The following is a 17,130-nucleotide window of genomic DNA, read 5'->3' as shown; positions in this document are numbered from 1 at the left end:
AGAGCAACTCCAATATTTATTTTGGAATCGCTCTTTTATTTTTTAAAAAATTATTTTTCATAATTAATAATTTATCTTTTTTTATGGTTTTTATACTTCTTTCTATCTAATACTAGGTATATTATTGTAATCAATTCTACTAAACATAGAAGCGAAACAATTCCAAAAGCTAATTTATAGATATTTTTAGCTGAAGTTTTCTCTGTTTCAAGAACTTTTATATTAACTTCTTGTAAATTATCAGTTAATTTTCCTGAAGAAGTAATTTCATCCTTATTTACCGAGTTGTTATTTTCCATATTTTTTTGTATAGGTCTATTATTAGAAGAGGCATCTATTTGAAGATTTTTTCCCGTAACTTTTATTTCTTGTGATGGAATTATTAAATTTTCATATTTTTCTGTGTTAGTATTAAAATATGGAATAACTATTTCTGGAGTTTTTTCAATACCTCCATTTTTAGGAATAAATGCTACTTCAAAAGTTTTTTCATTATAATAGTTTTCACCTTTAATCTCTTCATTATAATTTTTTACACTTTGAAAAACATTAAAATCATTTTGATTTTCAATAGGCAAGTTTTCTAATAAAGCTAAATTTCCACTTCCAGATAAAGTTAAATTCAAAGTAATAGCTTGTCCAACATTAACCTCTTTATTTTTCCAATTTTCTTTATAGGTAAGGGTTCCTACAATATCTTTAAAATTTTTAGGTGTATCTACAGGTAGTGGCTTAATATCTATTTTTAAATTATCTCCCCCAACTAAAGTTGTATTTTCATAGAAAAAATCTCTTGTAGGTTCTCCAACTTTAACCTCACTTGTTATAATATTTTTTTCACCACTACTATTAGCTTGCAAAATTCCTTTAAATATATTAAGTTCAATGGCTTGTTTACCTTTATATTCTATTTGATTTTGTATATAGCTATTGTTATTATATTTAGTAATATCTTTTACTGAAAAATCTTGGAAATTTGGTGCTTTAACTTGAGAAAAAGAACTGATGTTAACAGTACTTATAAAATTCTCTTGAAAAGGTATTTTTTCACCAAAATAATAACTTTTTTTAGGTATATCTACTTGCAAAGCAAATCTATCTTCCATAACTTTATCTAATTGCTTGTTCTCTTTTACATCTATTAGAAGAGATTTTTCATTGCCGTTTTCAGTTATAAGTTTTAGTGTAAATTCTCCATCTTTCTTTGGCTTCAATCTATAGACATCGCTTTTAACTGATGTTGTTTTTCCATTTATTACATTGTAGCTATTACTTGAGCCTTTGGATAAAACATCAAAATTTTCTAAACCATCTATTTTGTATTTTTCTTTATCTTCGTTTACAAATGAAACTTCTAAATTAAAAACTTCATATTTTGAAGGAGATAAATTAGAAGAGTTTAATATTAATTCAGAAAAAGTTAATTTACAAAGCATTAACATTATTAAAAATAAATTAATTTTTTTCATTCTGCTCTCCTCTACCATCTATTTTCACTATTTTTATTTTCACTTGTGTTTAAAACTCTCTCATTATTTTTAAAAGCTTGTTTTTCATTTCCTTCAAGTCTTTGCATAATACTTCTTAACTCCTCTTCTTTTTGCTTCATAGCTTTCTCCTCTGGAGTTAACTCTTTTGGAGTACTTCCTTTGTTTGGCTCATTATTTTGTGAGTCATTTTGATTTTCTTGTTGATTCTGTTGTTGATTATTATTATTATCATCTTTTTTATTTTGATTTTCATCTTGCTTCTGATTATTTTGTTGATCATCTTTTTTATCTTTATTGTTTTGTTCATTATTTTTCTGATCATTTTGCTTATTATTATCTTGTGAATTGTTTTTATCTTGTTGATCTTGTTGCTGGTTTTGCTGTTGATTTTCATTATTTTTTTGATCTTGATCTTGATTTTGTTGATTATCTTGTTGTTGATTTTGTTTTTCTTCATCAACTTTATTTTTAATAATTTCAAAATTCTTTTTTATATTTATATCTTCATTGGTATCCATGGCTAGTTTATACTCTTCTAAAGCTTCTTTAGTTTTGTTTTCTTTTACTAATGAGTTACCACTCATAAATTTTAGATATCCAGGCTCTTCAACTGCTTTATCTCTTTTTAATCTCAGAATCCCAAATATAATTAAAAGTATTCCTAGAAGAAGAACTAATACTTTTTTAAACATATTCTCCCTCCTTCTCTTTTCTTCTTAAAAAATATCCAATAAGCACTAATAAAAGTCCTATTCCTAATGGATATTGGTAATATTGTTCATAAATATTTAATTTTTCATCTCTTTGAGAAGTTTTATCTAGTTTACCAATATCAGTAATTAACTTTTGATAATTGCCTGTATTTAAGTTATTTAAAGAATAATATTGTCCACCACTCTCTCTAGCTAACTCTTTCAAAAAATCATCATTCAGTTTAGATACAACTATATTTCCACTATTATCTTTTATAAATCCATTATCTATTGGAATTACACTTCCTTCATCAGTTCCAACTCCAAAGATAAAAGTCTTAATATGATTATCTTTAACATACTTTAAAATTTCAGGATTTCTCTCTCCACCATCTGAAAAAATAATAACATTTTTATCTTTTGCACCTGTTTTTTCAAAAGAGGCATTTGCTAATTTTAAAGCTTCTAAAAGTTCTGTTCCACCACCTGAAATAAGCTTACTATCTATTGCATCAATATAATTTATTGCCATAAAATAATCATCAGTTAAAGGCATTTGAACGTAGGCACTATCAGAAAATGGAATAATTCCAACACGATCCCCTTTGAGATTATTTAAAATCTCTTTTAATTCTTTTTTACTTATCTCCAATCTATTTGGATAAGTATCTTCAGCCAACATAGACTTAGATATATCCATCAGAACATAAAGATCACTTCCTTTAACCTCTATTTTCTCCTCTTCCTTTAACTTCTGTGGTGAAAGTAGTGCTATAAATACTAAAATTCCACCTAAAGAAAGAAGAATTGTTTTAACAACCATAATCAGAGTATCTTTTTTCCAACCTATTCTTTCTAATATTTTCTCTCTTTTTCTTACTCCTAATATTAAAAATAAAATAGTTAAAATAGGGATAACTATAAATTTAATACTAGTTGTGTTTCCAAATTCCATAACTATCCCTCCTAAGGTATTCTTATATATTTAAAATATTCAAAAAATATTCCTAATAAAAATAAAACTAAAGCAACTTTTAATAACTCTTCAAAATATTCTGTAATATTATAGATACTTCTACTATCTATCTTGCTTTTTTCTAAATTATTTATTTCGTTAAAAATATTCTGAAACTCTTTAGAATCACTAGCTCTGAAATATTTTCCATTTGTTTTTTCTGCAATAAGATTTAAAAGATTTTCATCTAGCTCTTTATTTTCGATATATGAAGTTCCAAAAAATCCAGGAACTGCAATTTCTTTAGCTCCAATTCCAATGGTATAAACTTTTATACCTAACTCTTTGGCAACTTCAGCGGCTCCTATTGGACTCATTTCACCAGAGTTATTTTCACCATCTGTCATTAATATAATAATTTTAGATTTAGAATTAGAATCTTTTAATCTATTTAATGCCACTCCCAATCCCATACCGATAGCAGTTCTATTATTGCTTGTTATATCATCAGTTGTTATATTAGAAATCATATTTTTTAATACACTGTGATCAAATGTCAAAGGTACTTTTGTGTAAGCTTCTCCTCCAAAGACAACTAAAGATAATCTATCATTTGGTCTTTTATCTACAAATTCATTTAATAGTTCTTTTGATTTTTCTAATCTATTGGGATTAAAATCTCTTGCTTCCATAGATTTTGAAAGATCTAAAGCTATAGCTATATCTATTCCATCTTTTTTTACAACTTTACCCTCTGTTGTAAGTTGAGGACGAGCCAAAGCTAAAATCATAAATACAGTAGATAAATACATAAAAACTCGTCCTAAAAGATGTTTTTTACTTCCTTTCGAATATTTTTTTATAATTTGTATTCCTGGAACCTTAATAGCTCCTTGAGATCTTTTTCTAAAAAAAAGATAGGTAACTATAGGAATCAGTATTAATATATATGGTATCTTAAAGTTATACACTGTTCTTTTTCTCCTTTCGTAATCTCTCTACTATTTCAAAGGTTCTTTTTTTATAGTCTAAATAATCACCCTCTCTATTAGGAGCAAATTTTAAATAATCCATATTTTTAACAAAGTCAATATCTTCTTCAGTTATAGGATAAATAAGTTTATATTCTCCTCCTAAAAAATTAGTTCCGTACATATTATCTATATATCTACGTAATTCTAAGCTAATGTTTTCTTTCCAATTAGATTCATTAACTTTAGACATACCTTTTTTAAATATAATATATGGATCTTTAGCTCTATCTACTAAATGCATAAAAAATGCTGTTATAATAGCAATTATTCCTGCTATAGTTGCTAAAATTCCCATATGAGGATAATCAGTTTCTATATATGTATTATTTGGATTTGAAAGAGCTTCATAAATCTCTTTTTCAGAAGGTTCTATCGTTGAAACTACATCTATTTTTAATTTTTTATTACCAATTTGAATTTCATTTTCTCCAACTTTATATGTAGTAAATGTTACAATATAAGAACCATCTTTATCTTTTTCTAAGGAAGATATTTTATAATTTTCCAAAGCTTTTTCAATTTCACTTTTACTAATAGTACCTTCTATCTTTAGAGTAATTTTGTCACCTATATTATACTCTTTACTAAAAGATAATAGAGAAAGTAAAAGAAAAATACCAATAACTATTTTTTTCATCGCACTCTCCCTCTATTAAAAAATTTTGAAATTTCTTTAACATAATCTTCTCCAACATATAAATTTATTCCGTTAGAAATATTATTTATGTTTATATTGCTACTATTTTCTTTGTAATTTTCAACAACTATTTGTTCGCCAGTTTCAGCATCTTCTAATGTAAAAATAGCTCCAATAGGAAGTGATTCATATTTTTTATCACCTATTCTTACAGGGATAATTTCATGGCGCTGAGAAAGTATTTTTAACTCTTTTTCATAATTATCATCTAAAAAGTCTGATATTAAGAAAATTACTGATCTTCTTTTAAAAACTTTTCCAAAGTATCTTAAAGCCATTGCAATATCAGTTTTATCTCCTTTAGGATTAATTGTCAACAGATTCTCAATTATAGAAAGTGTATGTTTTTTTCCTTTTTTTAGTGGAATAACTCTTTCAATTTGATTAGAAAAAAACAGAGCTCCTACCCTATCGCCATTTTTATTAGCGCTAAATGCTAAACTTCCAACTAATTCTGTTATAAGCTCTAATTTTTCTTTAAATCTATTAGATGCTGATATATCAACTAATAAAAAAACAGATAATTCTCTCTCCTCAACAAACTCTTTAACGTATGCTTTCCTTTGTTTTGCAGTAACCTTCCAATCAATTTTTTTTACATCATCTCCTGGAGCATATCTTCTAATATCAGAGAACTCCATTCCATTTCCTTTTAAACAAGATTGATACTGTCCTGCAAAAATATTATCAGATAAAATAGTAGCTTTTATTTCGATATTCTTTATCTTTTTTAAAAGTTCCTTTTTACTTTCTAATTTATTATCCATAGCCTCTCCTTATGGTAAAATAACTGTTTTTAGTATATCATCTATTATATCTTCTACTTTTTTATCCTCTGCTTCAGCTTCATATGTTAAAATAAGTCTATGACGTAATACATCATAAATAACCTTTTTTATATCCTGTGGCATTACAAAATCTCTTCCATCTAAAAATGCAGCAGCTTTAGATGCTATAACCAAACTTATACTTGCTCTAGGAGAAGCTCCACAAGCAATATAATCAGAATGTTCTCTAGTTTTAAATACAATATCCAAAATATATTTTTTTAACTTTTGGTCTATAACAACTTTTTTAATTGTTTCTTTTATCTCTTCTAAATCTTCTAAAGATACAATTGTATTTATTGGAATATCAGAAAACTCTTTTTCACCTGTCAATAAATCAAGTATCTCCATCTCCTCTTCGTATGTTGGATACTCTATCTTTACTTTCATTAAAAATCTATCTTGTTGAGCCTCTGGTAATGGATATGTTCCATCTTGCTCTATAGGGTTTTGAGTTGCTAAAACTATGAATGGTTTATCTAATTTAAATGTTTCGTTAGCAATTGTAACCTGTTTCTCTTGCATAGCTTCTAAAAGAGCAGATTGAACTTTTGCAGGAGCTCTGTTTATTTCATCAGCTAAAACTATATTAGCAAATATAGGTCCTTTTTTTACACTGAAATCTCCTGTTTTTTCATTATACATCTCTGTTCCTACAATATCACTTGGTAATAAATCTGGTGTAAATTGAATTCTCGAAAAACTTAATCCAAGGGTTTCTGCTATTGTATTTACTGTTAATGATTTTGCTAATCCAGGAAGACCTTCTAATAGAATATGGTTTCCTGTTAAGATTCCTATAAGAATTTTCTCGACCATATCTTTTTGTCCAATTACCTTTTTAGAAATCTCATTTTTTAAAGTATTAATTCTTTCCATACTTTCCTCCTAAATTTTATTTAACATTATAATTTATTATACGGCGTTTCTACCTAAATACCTAAGTTTTTTGACGAAAAAAAAAGAGTAAAAGTTTTATACTTTTACTCTTCGAACATAATTTTTTTATTGTAATACAGTTGCTTCAATTATATGCTTTGGTAATGGTTTAGAAAAAAGGTATCCTTGAATAAAGTCAGCCTTCATATATTTCAATAATCCTAAATCCTCTACCGTTTCAACACCCTCTGCAACAACTTTTAAGTTTAAGGCATGAGCAGTATCTATGCAAAGTTTAACTAAAGTTCTGTATTCCTCACTATCTTTCATACCCCAAATAAAACTCTTATCAATTTTGATATTAGAAAGTGGTATTTTTACAAGATAGCTAAATGAAGAGTATCCAGTTCCAAAATCATCTAAAGATATTTTAATTCCAATGTCTTTAAGTTCTTTTATTTTTAGAATATTTTCTCCAATATTTTGTAATAATACAGTTTCAGTGATTTCAATACCTACAGTATTTGGTTCAACACCTGTTTCATCTATAATTTTTTTTATAGTTCTAACAAAGTTATGTTTCATTATTTGAACTGCCGATATATTAACAGAAACTATAACTTTTTTTTCTCTGTTAGTATTTATTTTTTTTGCAAATGAAAAAGCACTTTTTATTATAAACTTCCCTATTTCATCAATTAGAGTTGATTTTTCCATAATATTTATAATATCAACTATGGGTACTTTTCTATATTTATCATTATTCCATCTAAGAAGTGCTTCTAGTCCAACAAGCTCTTTACTACATGTATATTGAGGTTGATAGTGAAGTTCAAGTTCATCTTTATCTAAAGCATTTCTTAAATCCTGTTCAATCTCTTCATTTAAACATCTCTTTTTATCTAAATCACGGTTATAGAAGACATATTGATTTTTTCCTTGATCTTTGGCTTTATATAAAGCTAAATCTCCTTTAGTTAAAAAGTTGTCGATTGTGTCTTCTTCAGTATTACCTGTCACAATTCCGATACTTGCAGATAATTTATTAAACTTTCTTTTTTTTCCACTTAAAAGATTAAGAATTTTTTCTGCCATTTCAGTTGCTAATTCTTTATTCATCTTTCCTTCCCAAACAATTACAAATTCATCTCCACCGATTCTAGAGACAAATCCATTTTTACAAATTGTCTGTAAATCTTCACCAAATTCAATTAGAATCCTATCACCATGTTGATGACCAAAACTATCGTTTAAAGATTTAAAATTATCTAAATCCATAAACATAATTGTAACATCTGCATATTTTTTTACTAGTTGACTCTCTACATAGTTATACAATCCTCTTCTATTAGCTAATCCTGTTAAAGAATCAGTATAAGCCATCTTTTTTATTTTAGCTTCTTGATTTTTAACCTCTGTAACATCTCTCATTGTACAAACAATACCAATAACTTCTCCAGATATATCGATAATTGGAGATTTAAAAACTTCAACTATTTTCTCACCATTTTTTGTTTTTAGTGTCCTTACTAAAGATATATTACTTTTATTATAGATAACATCCTTATCTTCAATTTCAATACTTTCTTTATGTTCTATGCCCAAGAAATCTTCCTCTTTTAGAGAAATATAAGTGAAGCGATTAACATCAGTTAATTTATAAAAAGTTGAATTATTTTGTATAATATCTCCATTTCTATTTTTAGTAAATACAGCAAATGGCATATTTTCTAATAAAATATCAAATTTTACATCTTTATTTTTCAAATCTGTTATATCTTTTGCAGTCCCCATTGTTCCTAAAATATTATTTTTCTTATCTACTACAGGAACTTTATAAATATTAAATTGTTTATAACCTTTTTTACCTGGAATTATTTCATCGAAAACAAGTTGTTTTCGTTCTGTCATAACTTTTAAATCGTATTGACGGCAATTTTCCCCAATCATACCATCCCATACAAATTGGTCCCCTTTTCCTCGAATTGTTTCAAAATCTTTTCCACAATGTTCTTTAAATTCATTATTAACAATCATATACTCACTGTCTTTATTTTTAAACCAAGCCATATAAGGAATGTTATCTAATAAAGTATAAAACTTTAATCTATTTTCTTCTGCCTCTTCTTTAATTAAAAGATTTTCTTTTAATTGATCTAAAATTAATCTGATTTCTTTTAAAGAATATGGTTTTAAAAGAAAATTCCCTGCCCCTCTTTTTATATAATCTGAGGGTCTTTCTTCTTTTAAAATATTCACTGATACAATTATTCTATCTGCTTTTTCTTTAAAGTATTCAAATACATAATCATTATAACTATCAAATACTATAAAATCATAGATCCTGAAATTAGCTTTTAAATAATCTAAAATATTTAAAAATTCAAATTCATAATCTTGTAGCAGATGTAAGCCTAATTCTTCAAGGGATATTTTTGTGCTTTCACTTTCATGTAAAATTAAAACCTTTGATTTTTTCATCTAACTTCCTTTACTCCTGATTTTTTACGTTCTTACATATGTTTTTTAATATTTTAACATATTTTATAGCTATTGAAAATAATTAATATTGAAATTCCAATCTTTTGATATTATAATAATAACTATAAAAAGAGTTTAGGGGGAGTATATGTATAAGTTGATAGTTTCTGATTTAGATGGAACTTTAGTTGATAAAAATAAAAATATTTCTGAATACACAAAAAAAATTGTAACTTTATTAAAAGAAAAAGGTATTGAATTTATTATAGCTACAGGAAGAAGCTATAAAGGTGCTAAACATATTTACGATATATTAGAATTAAACAGCGAAATTGTTTGTAATAATGGAACTACCATTTATAACAATAAAGGAGAATTGATTTTCCAAAGAGTATTAGATTCTAATATAGTAAATGAAGTTTTTAAGAAATCTATAGAAGAAGATTGTGTATTTTTTGCTACATACGGAACTCAAGTATATATAGGAGAGGGAACAATAGATAAAGCGAATACTTTTTTATATAACTCTCTAGAAGATCCTATTGAAATAAATTTAGAGAATATTAATTCATATATTTTTGAAAAAATAGTTTTAATGGATAGAGATAATGAAAAATTGAAACATCTATCATTATATTTTAATAAATATGATGAAGTTAATGCTTTTATATCTCAAGAAGATTATCTTGATATTGTTCATTTTGAAACATCTAAGGGAAAAGCTCTTGAAACAATAGCGAAATTAAAAAATATTAGTTTAAAGCATACAATTGCTTTTGGAGATGCTTTTAATGATTATGAAATGCTTAAAGTTGCAGGAAAAGGACTTGTTATGAAAAATGGTTTTGAAGAGTTAAAAAAAGAGTTTGATACATTAGACTTAACAAATGATGAAAATGGTGTAGCAAAATATTTATCTGATATATTTTCTTTAGAAAATATATAGTATATAAAAAGGGAGTTTTTAAAACTCCCTTTCTTATTTTTAGAAGAAGTTATATCCTAATGTAAAGCTAATTTGCTCTAAATTATCATTTCCTCTTTTATCTCCGTCTATTTTTGTAACAGAATACAGTATTTCACCTTGTAATGCAAATATATCCATACCTACTCCTGCACCATAGAAATACTTCCCATCAGGATTTGAATTAGATACACTGTCACGAGTATATAAAACTTTTCCAACTTTTCCAACTAAGTATGGTTTTACTCCAACTGGAAATAGATTCATTTTTATTAGTCCATAAGCTGGTACTGTTTCAATATCTGTTCCTGAAGTTTTTCCATTATAAGCAATTCCCACACCTACATCTGCTAAAAGTAAAGTTTGAGTAACCTCTAATCCTATTGTTGGTGCATAGCTCTCAAAGCTTTTATCCTCTTTATTATAAGATCCAGCATTTGTTATAGCTCCTAATCTTAAATGTGCATCCATTGAAAATGCCGCTGTACTTGCTGCTAAAAATAAAGCAATTAATCCTTTTTTCATGTTTTCTCCTTAAATATCTTTCTAGTATCATATATATTGTATAATATTTTTTTAAGAAGCACTACATTTATTTTTTACTTTTGTTTATTTTTTTATTTTATTTAAAATTAAATTTATAACTTTTCTTAGCATAGATATTTTTATACTACTTCCTTCAAAAATTGGCTTATAGTGAGTAAATGTATCAAAAGAATATTTACCATGATATTGACCAAGACCACTGTTACCTATTCCTCCAAAAGGAACTCTTTTATCAATAATTTGAAGCATTGTACTATTTATACATACTCCACCAGCTTTTAAGCCTTTTGTAGATAAATTTCCCTTATCACTCCTAAAAATATAAAGAGCTAATGGTGAAGGCTTTGATCTTAAGTCCCAATAAACTTTTTCTAAACTTTCATACTCAATTAAAGGAAGAATTGGGCCAAATATCTCCTCTTGAGCAATAGGGTCCTCATCTTTAGGATTTAAAATTATTGTAAATGGAAATATTCCCTTATTTTTACTGTCATCATCTATTCTACCATTTTGATAGATTATATTTTGATTATTTAATAGATTTTCCAATCTTTCAAAATGAATATCATTTATTATTTTCCCCTGAATATCACCATTTCTTCTAATATATTCTCTTGTTAATTCTACAAATTTGTCTTTCAATCCTATAGGTAGATAGATATAGTCGGGAGCTACACATGTTTGACCTCTATTGAAAAATTTTCCCCAAATTATTTTTTCAACAGCATCTTCTAAACAATGCTCATCTTCTATTATAACAGGTGATTTTCCTCCTAGTTCTAATGTTACTGGAGTTAAAGTTTCAGCTGCTTTTAAATATACCTCTTTTCCAACTTTTGTGCTACCAGTAAAAAATATATAATCAAACTTTGTATTTAAAAGTTTTGTTGTTGCTTCTTTATCTCCAAGTACAACAGAAATATCTTCAACACCACTTTCTTCAATTATTTTTTTTATTACTTCACTTGAAGTTTTAGAATGTTCTGAGGGTTTTAAAACAACTTCATTTCCAGCTGCTATTGCTCCTATCAAAGGAATGAATGTCAAATTAAAAGGATAGTTCCAAGGAGAGATAATTAAAACTTTACCATAGGGTTCTGGTTGAATAATTGTTCCACAACCTATGAAATTAAAAAAGCTTTTAATTTTTTCAGGTTCACTCCACTTTTCTATATTTTTTAAAAAATAATCAAATTCAGATATAATAGGATAATATTCTGACAATCTACTTTCTTCAAAATTTTTTCCTAAATCTTTATACAAGGCATCTGTTATTAAATCTTTGTTTTTTTCAAAAGCTTTTTTTAATTTTTCTAATTTATCTACATTTTTCATATATATACCCCCTTTCAAAAAAATTCATTTTTGTCTTTATACAATATTATATGTATATTTCCTTTAAAAATTTTTTTGTTGATGATATTTAGATTTTCCTCTATAATAGAGTTATTTTTAAAATAAATAAATAAAGGAGGATTTTATGAAATTTAAAGATTTTAAATATGAAAGACCTAATTACGATTTAATTAAAGAAACTTTAACAAATCTAATGCAAAATTTAAAAGCTTCAACTGATATTCAAGAACAAAAACATTTAATTCATGAAATTAATACCATAAGAAATAATATATCATCTATGTCTAGTATTGCTAATATTAGACACACTATAAATACTGAGGATAAATTTTATGATGACGAGAATGAATACTGGGATGAAATATCACCTTTTTACCAAGAGCTAGATACTAATTTTTATGAGATTCTAGTAAATCATAGCAATAAAAATAATTTAGTATTAGAGTATGGAGATCAACTCTTTAAACTGATGGAGAATAGCTTAAAAACATTTTCTCCAGAGATTATTGAAGATTTACAAGAGGAAAATAAAGAAGTCTCTAAGTATGTTAAACTTTTGGCCTCTGCTAAAATTTTATTTGATGGGAAAGAAAGAAACTTATCAGGTATGACACCATTTATTCTTTCTAAAGATAGAACTATTAGAAAAGCTGCTCAAGAAGCAAAATCAACTTTTTTTATTAATAACGAGAATAAATTTGATGAAATATTTGATAACCTTATAAAAATAAGAGTTAAAATAGCTAAAAAATTAGGATTCGACAATTTTATAGAGCTAGGATATTTAAGAATGAATAGAGTAGATTATAATGCTGAAATGGTTGACTGTTTTAGAAAGCAAGTTATTGAAAGTATAGTTCCATTGGCTTCATCTCTATATGAAAAACAAAAAGCAAGATTAGGATTAGAGTCTCTTAAATATTATGATGAAAAATTTGAATTTAATGACGGGAACCCAACTCCTAAAGGGGATTCAAATTGGATTATTGAGCAAGGAAAAAAAATGTACCACGAACTTTCTTCTGAAACTGCTGAATTTATTGATTTCATGATTGAAAATGATTTAATGGATTTAACAACTAAAAAAGGGAAAGCTGGAGGGGGATATTGTACTTTTATTCCAGATTATAAATCACCATTTATTTTTTCTAATTTCAATGGAACAAGTGGAGATATTGATGTTTTAACACATGAGGCCGGACATGCTTTTCAAGTTTATAGATCAAGTTGGATTGAAATTCCAGAATTATTATGGGCTACATATGAAAGCTCTGAAATACATTCTATGAGTATGGAATTTTTTACTTGGAATTGGATGGAAAATTTCTTTAAAGAGGATACAAACAAATATAAATATTTACACTTAAGCAGTGCTATTAAATTTATACCTTATGGAGTTTTAGTTGACCATTTCCAACATAAAATCTACGAAAACCCTAACTTAACTCCAGCTGAAAGAAAGACTATTTGGAGAAAGTTAGAGAAAGTTTATAAACCTCATTGTGATTATTCAGAAAATCCATTTTTAGAAAAAGGAACATGGTGGTTCCAGCAGGCTCATATATTTGAAGTTCCATTTTACTATATAGATTACACATTAGCTCAAATTTGCGCATTACAATTTTGGCAAAAAATGAATAAGAATTACCAAGAAAGTTGGAAAGATTATTTAAATTTATGTCATGAGGGTGGAATAAAATCATTCTTAAATTTATTAAAAGTTGCTAATTTAAAATCTCCTTTTGAAGAGAATTGTGTAGAAAATATAATTGAAGATGTTAAGAAATATTTAGATGAATTTCAATTTTAATATATTATAGGTCTAAAAGAAGTATTTTTATACTTCTTTTTTTATTTTCAAAAGGATTTTTTTACTTTTAACAGAATATGATAATGATACAATTAATTTTTTAAGGGAGGGTCCTTATGGGAAAAATACTTTTTTTACTTTTTATTTTCAATTTTTCTTTATTCGCAAAAACTCTTGATGTTGGAGTTATTTTAGAAAACCATTCGCAATGTTCAGAGACCGCTTTAGAAATTCTTAAAGATGAATTAAATAAAAATTTTGCAGGTACAAATTTTTCTCCAAAAATAACAGAAAAATTTTATCTGACAAATCATAATATTCAAGATGGTATAAATAAATTAAATAAAAATCCTAAAATTGATGGAGTTTTTATATTAACTTGTGCACCATTGGAAAATATATCTAATTTACAACAAAATAAATTTTACTCTATGCCTCTAGGGTTTGGAGATAAAGGAAATAATACTCCTAAAAATTTAAACTATATTTACAGTAATCTTGATTTAAATAATTATCTGATGCCTTTTAAAGAATTGACTGGTGTTACAGAAGTTGATGTACTTATCTCTAATATGAATTCAAGCAATTTAAAAAAACTTGCTCAAAGTACTAATGTTCCTGGAATAAAAGTTAATGTTCTTAAATCTACAAAAGAAAACTTGTTAAATGCGATTGATAAAAAAGTCCCTTCATTTCTTATTGATTTTAACGAAGAATTAAAGCCATATGCATATTCTGGGTTAAATCTAAATAAAGAGTTTAGAAAAAGATTAAGAGCAGCTTCTTTAAATTATATGTTTTTTAAAACTAAAAAAGATATGAGTACAATAGTTGAAGTTAATGCTCCAATCAAAGATATATACCTAAATTCTGAAGTAGCAACAAAAATTGATATTTATCCTAATCTTATTTTCCTTCAGGATTTATCACAAGTTAATACTCCAGAAATGGCAAATCCAAAATTAACACTTAAAAATGCTGTAAATAGAGCTCTTAATTCTAACTTAGACCTTCTTCAAGTTAGACAAAATATTATGACTAGTTACTATAATGTTAAAGTTACTAATTCTAAGCGTCTACCGCAGTTATCAGCTAATGCAGATTATTCAGCTCTAGATGATAGATCTCCTAATTTTAAACAAGGATATCCTACAAATAGTGTGGCTTCTTATTTACAACTTTCACAAGTTATATTTAGTGATCAAATCAATGCTAGTGTTTATATTGATAAGTTATCATTAGATTCTAATAGAAAAGCATTTGAGCAACAAAAATTAGCTACTATATATTATGTAGCTTCTACATATGTTAATATTCTTCAATTAAAAGCTCAATTAGCTATTCAAGCAAGTAACTATGATCTTTTAAGAGAAACTTTAAATGTTGCAAAAATTAATTATAATGTTGGTGCTGGTGGACTACAAGACGTATATAGATTACAATCAAATGTTGCCGGAGCTCTTTCGGATATTTCTAGTGTTAAAGGAGAAATTCGTTCTCAAGAAATCTACTTGAATAACCTTTTAAATTATCCAGAGGGAAACACATATACTTATGAAACTCTTGATGAACTTGCTCCATACTTTTTATTAAGTGAAAATTTAGGTAAAAACTTTACATTTGGTTCTGAAAAATCTAAAAAAATAGAAAGCTTTTTAGTAAATGGAGCTCTTACGAATTCTAATTCTTTAAAACAACTTGATAATACTATAAAAAGTAAAGAAAGAGAACTTACATCAAACAATAGAGAAAGATTTATACCTACAATAACTGCTTCTGGAAATTATTACAAAAATAATGTAGTAACACCTTGGGGTAAAAATTCAAATGGAGATTTTCCAGATGAATATTGGCAAGCTGGAATCAATGTTAGTTTACCACTTATAAGTGGAGGAGAAATTTACTATAATGGTCAAGCTATAAAAAGTGAATTAAAAGCACTTGAGTTTAATAAGCTTTCATCTCAAAATCAATTAGCTCAAGAGGTTTTACAAACATATACAAATCTTTTAACTAATTTTGTACAAAGTTATACAACTAAAATATCTTCAGATGTAGCTAAGAAAAATTTAGATATCGTAACTAACCTATACACAGAAGGAACAACTACACTAACTGATTTCCTATCTGCTCAAAATAATACTTTGAGTCAAGAATTAAATCATGTAATTGAAAACTTTAATCTGATTAACTCTACGCTAAAACTTGAATACCTTTATGGTAAGTCTTCTCTTACTATGGAACCGTCTGAAAGAAAAGTTTTACTGCTTAAACTTCAACAAGAGTTAGATAATTAGGAGGGATAAATTATGAAAAATAAATTTTTAGCAGCTACTATTCTAATTTTATTATTAGCATGTGGTAAAGACAAAACAAAAGAAAACACAGGAGATATAAAATCTGTAGTTTATGAAAAAGTTGAGAAAAAAGAATATGATGTTAAAAGAACATATTCTGGAACAGTTAATACCGAAGCTCTATCTAATCTTAGCTTTAGAGTTTCAGGAACTATTAATAACAGAATTGCACAATTAGGAGATACTGTTAAACAAGGACAAATCTTGGCAACACTTGATCCAATTGAATATCAATTAAATTATCAGCAAGCAGTTTCAAACTTAGATAAAGGAAATGCTAACTTAGCTGAATCTACAGCTAATTTTAAAAGATCAGAGGCTTTGTATTTAGAAAATAGTATTTCAAAAGCTTCATATGATAGTGCTACAGCTAACTACAAATCTGCAATATCTTCTGTTAAAGCTTTAGAAGATGCAGTTAATCTAGCTAAAGTTAATCTTAGTTATACTATGTTAACAGCTCCAAGTGATGGAACAATTGGGCAAGTAAAAAGTGAAGTAAATCAAAATGTTTCTTCTAATACTGTAGTTTTTGTACTAAATACTTTTGGTGAACGTTATGTAGAATTCAATGTATCTCAATCTGTTGTTGGTGATTTACAATTAGGTGAAGAAGTTGACATTGAAATAACATCCCTTAATAATCTAAAAATTAAAGGAACAATTACAAATATTGGTACTCTTTCTGTTGGATATGGAGGAACTTATCCTGTTAAAGCTAAAATAGTTGATCCTCTAGATACCGTTAAAGTTGGAATGACAGCAAAAGTTATTGTTACTACTAGTAATAGTAACCAAGTTATTGCAGTTCCATTAACTGCTATTTTAACTGCACCTAATGGTGAAAAATATGTTTATGTTGTTACAAATCTTGAAAATAATATTGGAATTGCAAAAAAACAAGTTGTAACACTTGGAGCTACTACTGAAGTTGGAACAGAAATTGTAACTGGATTAAACAATGGAGATTATGTTGTTACAAAAGGAAGTAGCGTACTTTTAGAAGATCAGAAAGTTTCTCTTTTAAAAGGAGCTGAATAAT

Annotated in this window: 14 protein-coding genes; 4 read left to right on the top strand and 10 right to left on the bottom strand. The window is 26.7% G+C overall.

The features are described 5' to 3' along the window. Positions 1-71: 71 nt before the first annotated feature. The 8 genes from MKD34_RS10255 to MKD34_RS10220 form a co-directional block, all read right to left on the bottom strand. Positions 72-1,469 (bottom strand): BatD family protein, encoded by a 1,398-nt coding sequence (locus MKD34_RS10255; RefSeq protein WP_240221390.1) that lies wholly within the window; start codon positions 1,467-1,469, stop codon positions 72-74. A gap of 11 nt (positions 1,470-1,480) precedes the next feature. Then, positions 1,481-2,182, bottom strand: a complete 702-nt coding sequence (locus MKD34_RS10250; protein ID WP_240221388.1) for a hypothetical protein — start codon at positions 2,180-2,182, stop codon at positions 1,481-1,483. Next, a complete protein-coding gene (locus MKD34_RS10245) occupies positions 2,175-3,137 on the bottom strand; it encodes a vWA domain-containing protein (RefSeq protein ID WP_240221386.1) in 963 nt (320 codons plus the stop codon). Before MKD34_RS10245 ends, MKD34_RS10250 begins: the two co-directional genes overlap by 8 nt. Positions 3,138-3,148: 11 nt before the next feature. Beyond that, positions 3,149-4,108 carry a vWA domain-containing protein gene (locus tag MKD34_RS10240; RefSeq protein ID WP_240221384.1) on the bottom strand — a complete coding sequence of 320 codons (960 nt, stop codon included), beginning with the start codon at positions 4,106-4,108 and terminating at the stop codon, positions 3,149-3,151. Then, entirely contained in the window at positions 4,101-4,808 is a 708-nt protein-coding gene (locus tag MKD34_RS10235) for a hypothetical protein (protein WP_240221382.1), read from the bottom strand. Before MKD34_RS10235 ends, MKD34_RS10240 begins: the two co-directional genes overlap by 8 nt. Continuing rightward, on the bottom strand, positions 4,805-5,635 hold the full coding sequence (locus tag MKD34_RS10230) for a DUF58 domain-containing protein (protein ID WP_240221380.1): 831 nt from the start codon (positions 5,633-5,635) through the stop codon (positions 4,805-4,807). The genes MKD34_RS10235 and MKD34_RS10230 overlap by 4 nt, the downstream gene beginning before the upstream one ends. A 9-nt stretch (positions 5,636-5,644) precedes the next feature. After that, on the bottom strand, positions 5,645-6,574 hold the full coding sequence (locus tag MKD34_RS10225; RefSeq protein ID WP_240221378.1) for an AAA family ATPase: 930 nt from the start codon (positions 6,572-6,574) through the stop codon (positions 5,645-5,647). A gap of 126 nt (positions 6,575-6,700) precedes the next feature. Continuing rightward, complete coding sequence (locus tag MKD34_RS10220; RefSeq protein ID WP_240221376.1) at positions 6,701-9,055, bottom strand: sensor domain-containing protein; 2,355 nt, start codon at positions 9,053-9,055, stop codon at positions 6,701-6,703. A gap of 148 nt (positions 9,056-9,203) precedes the next feature. Between MKD34_RS10220 and MKD34_RS10215 the strand changes: the two genes are divergently transcribed. After that, complete coding sequence (locus tag MKD34_RS10215) at positions 9,204-10,001, top strand: Cof-type HAD-IIB family hydrolase (protein ID WP_240221374.1); 798 nt, start codon at positions 9,204-9,206, stop codon at positions 9,999-10,001. Positions 10,002-10,040: 39 nt separating this feature from the next. On the opposite strand, the gene MKD34_RS10210 is transcribed toward MKD34_RS10215, so the two are convergent. Further along, on the bottom strand, positions 10,041-10,544 hold the full coding sequence (locus MKD34_RS10210) for a hypothetical protein (RefSeq protein WP_240221372.1): 504 nt from the start codon (positions 10,542-10,544) through the stop codon (positions 10,041-10,043). Positions 10,545-10,628: 84 nt separating this feature from the next. Further along, positions 10,629-11,900, bottom strand: a complete 1,272-nt coding sequence (locus MKD34_RS10205) for an aldehyde dehydrogenase family protein (protein WP_240221370.1) — start codon at positions 11,898-11,900, stop codon at positions 10,629-10,631. Between the two features lie 145 nt (positions 11,901-12,045). On the opposite strand from MKD34_RS10205, the gene MKD34_RS10200 reads away from it, so the two are divergent. From MKD34_RS10200 to MKD34_RS10190, 3 genes are all read left to right on the top strand, one after another. After that, positions 12,046-13,731: a M3 family oligoendopeptidase gene (locus MKD34_RS10200; RefSeq protein WP_240221368.1), complete on the top strand. Its 1,686-nt coding sequence runs from the start codon at positions 12,046-12,048 to the stop codon at positions 13,729-13,731. Between the two features lie 116 nt (positions 13,732-13,847). Then, entirely contained in the window at positions 13,848-16,028 is a 2,181-nt protein-coding gene (locus tag MKD34_RS10195; protein WP_240221366.1) for a TolC family protein, read from the top strand. Positions 16,029-16,040: 12 nt separating this feature from the next. After that, a complete protein-coding gene (locus MKD34_RS10190) occupies positions 16,041-17,129 on the top strand; it encodes an efflux RND transporter periplasmic adaptor subunit (protein ID WP_240221364.1) in 1,089 nt (362 codons plus the stop codon). Position 17,130: the final 1 nt, after the last annotated feature.

Origin of the sequence: Cetobacterium somerae (assembly GCF_022430525.1) — a bacterium.
Classification (GTDB): Bacteria; Fusobacteriota; Fusobacteriia; order Fusobacteriales; family Fusobacteriaceae; genus Cetobacterium_A.
Note: the sequence above shows the minus strand (reverse complement) of the source record. Positions and strands in the feature narration are given on the sequence as shown.

What these genes read in the sequence shown, in the direction of transcription:
- MKD34_RS10205 (WP_240221370.1), bottom strand. Translation starts at nt 11,900, where the DNA reads ATGAAAAATGTAGATAAATTAGAAAAATTAAAAAAAGCTTTTGAAAAA.
- MKD34_RS10200 (WP_240221368.1), top strand. Translation starts at nt 12,046, where the DNA reads ATGAAATTTAAAGATTTTAAATATGAAAGACCTAATTACGATTTAATT.
- MKD34_RS10235 (WP_240221382.1), bottom strand. Translation starts at nt 4,808, where the DNA reads ATGAAAAAAATAGTTATTGGTATTTTTCTTTTACTTTCTCTATTATCT.
- MKD34_RS10250 (WP_240221388.1), bottom strand. Translation starts at nt 2,182, where the DNA reads ATGTTTAAAAAAGTATTAGTTCTTCTTCTAGGAATACTTTTAATTATA.
- MKD34_RS10255 (WP_240221390.1), bottom strand. Translation starts at nt 1,469, where the DNA reads ATGAAAAAAATTAATTTATTTTTAATAATGTTAATGCTTTGTAAATTA.
- MKD34_RS10230 (WP_240221380.1), bottom strand. Translation starts at nt 5,635, where the DNA reads ATGGATAATAAATTAGAAAGTAAAAAGGAACTTTTAAAAAAGATAAAG.
- MKD34_RS10195 (WP_240221366.1), top strand. Translation starts at nt 13,848, where the DNA reads ATGGGAAAAATACTTTTTTTACTTTTTATTTTCAATTTTTCTTTATTC.
- MKD34_RS10215 (WP_240221374.1), top strand. Translation starts at nt 9,204, where the DNA reads ATGTATAAGTTGATAGTTTCTGATTTAGATGGAACTTTAGTTGATAAA.
- MKD34_RS10210 (WP_240221372.1), bottom strand. Translation starts at nt 10,544, where the DNA reads ATGAAAAAAGGATTAATTGCTTTATTTTTAGCAGCAAGTACAGCGGCA.
- MKD34_RS10245 (WP_240221386.1), bottom strand. Translation starts at nt 3,137, where the DNA reads ATGGAATTTGGAAACACAACTAGTATTAAATTTATAGTTATCCCTATT.
- MKD34_RS10225 (WP_240221378.1), bottom strand. Translation starts at nt 6,574, where the DNA reads ATGGAAAGAATTAATACTTTAAAAAATGAGATTTCTAAAAAGGTAATT.
- MKD34_RS10190 (WP_240221364.1), top strand. Translation starts at nt 16,041, where the DNA reads ATGAAAAATAAATTTTTAGCAGCTACTATTCTAATTTTATTATTAGCA.
- MKD34_RS10220 (WP_240221376.1), bottom strand. Translation starts at nt 9,055, where the DNA reads ATGAAAAAATCAAAGGTTTTAATTTTACATGAAAGTGAAAGCACAAAA.